The organism is Pseudothauera lacus (assembly GCF_003034845.1).
Taxonomy (GTDB): domain Bacteria; phylum Pseudomonadota; class Gammaproteobacteria; order Burkholderiales; family Rhodocyclaceae; genus Pseudothauera; species Pseudothauera lacus.
The window spans coordinates 1-1381 of sequence record NZ_PZKC01000035.1; the positions used below are offsets into that span (position 1 = coordinate 1).

The 1381-nt window shown below is 64.7% G+C and carries 1 protein-coding gene and 1 pseudogene; both read left to right on the plus strand.

Going from position 1 to position 1381, the window contains the following annotated elements:
- The first annotated feature begins 118 nt into the window (after positions 1-118).
- A pseudogene (locus C8261_RS17060) lies at positions 119-1026 on the plus strand (tyrosine-type recombinase/integrase).
- The coding region (locus C8261_RS17070; RefSeq protein WP_181358987.1) for a transposase zinc-binding domain-containing protein at positions 1023-1381 on the plus strand (359 nt) is incomplete at its 3' end. The pseudogene C8261_RS17060 and the gene C8261_RS17070, both read left to right, overlap by 4 nt.

The following is a 1381-nucleotide window of genomic DNA, read 5'->3' on the forward strand; positions in this document are numbered from 1 at the left end:
GTTGAACGAAGCCGCTACGCGGAGAGGTCGCCCGCCGGGCACCCACGAACTATCCTGCATGACGACTCCATCACGGTGATGGCGTCGATTCTGCATGACTTCGTGAGGAGTGACCAGCATGCCATCGAACTTTCCCGCCGACTTTTCCCGGCAGTACGACAGCCATCTCAAGCATCTGAAGCTGAAGGGCCTGCAGCCCAAGACGATTGACGCCTACGCCCGCGGCATACGGCGCCTGGGCGCGTATTTTGACTACCGCATCGACAGCCTGTCCGAAGCACAATTGACCGAGTACTTCAGCGACCTGATCGGCACCCATTCCTGGAGCGCGGTCAAACTCGATCTGTACGGCCTGAAGTTCTTCACCACGCATGTGCTCAAGAAGCCCTGGGTGATGCCCGATCTGATCAAGCCACCCAAGAGCCAGCGCCTGCCCGACATCGTCACCGTCGAGGAGGCGCAGCGCCTGTTCATGACCACCCGGGTGCTCAGCTACCGGGTGTTCTACTTCACCCTCTACAGTCTTGGGCTGCGCCTGGGCGAGGGTTTGGCGCTGACAGTGGCCGACATCGACGCGGCGCGCATGCGCGTGCAGGTGCGCGACGCCAAGGGCAACCGCGACCGCCTGGTGCCGCTACCACAGGCCACGCTCGCGGTACTGCGCCGCTTCTGGCAGACGCACCGTCACGCCGAGCTCTTGTTTCCCAACCGTCACGCCGGCTTGGCAGGCGCGCAGCAGGCCCGCTCGCCGCTCGATCGTGGCGGGGTGCAAACGACGCTCAGAAAGGTCGCGGCCGAGTGCGGGCTAAAAAAAAGATCACCCCTCACAGCCTGAGGCACAGCTACGCCACCCACCTGATCGAGCAGGGTGTCGATCTGCTCGAAGTACAGAAGATCCTCGGCCACCATTCGATCCTCACCACTGCCCGCTACACCCACCTCACCAGCCATACGAACGAATCGGCACGCACCTGCATCGATACCCTGATGCAGCGCTACACCCTCGACTGGGGGGCGATCCGATGATCGCGCTGGCCGATGTCATCAGTCGCTTCGCGCCCGACTACCGCACCCGCTACGGCCACACCCTGTCCCGCGAACGCACCCAGGCGCTGCGGGCAATGCAGCACTGCCGCAGCCGCATGGCGCCGCACCTTCAGGCGAGTTGCCCCGAGTGTGCCGAGCAACGGCTGATCCCGCATTCGTGCGGGCACCGGCTGTGTCCGCACTGCCAGCACCATGAGAGCGAGCGCTGGCTCGAACGCCAGCGCCGTCTGCAGGTGCCGGCCGAGTACTTCCTGCTCACCTTCACCGTGCCGGGCGAACTGCGGCCCCTGGCCGTGCGCCACGCCAGAGGCGTCTACGCCGCGCTCTTCAGTGC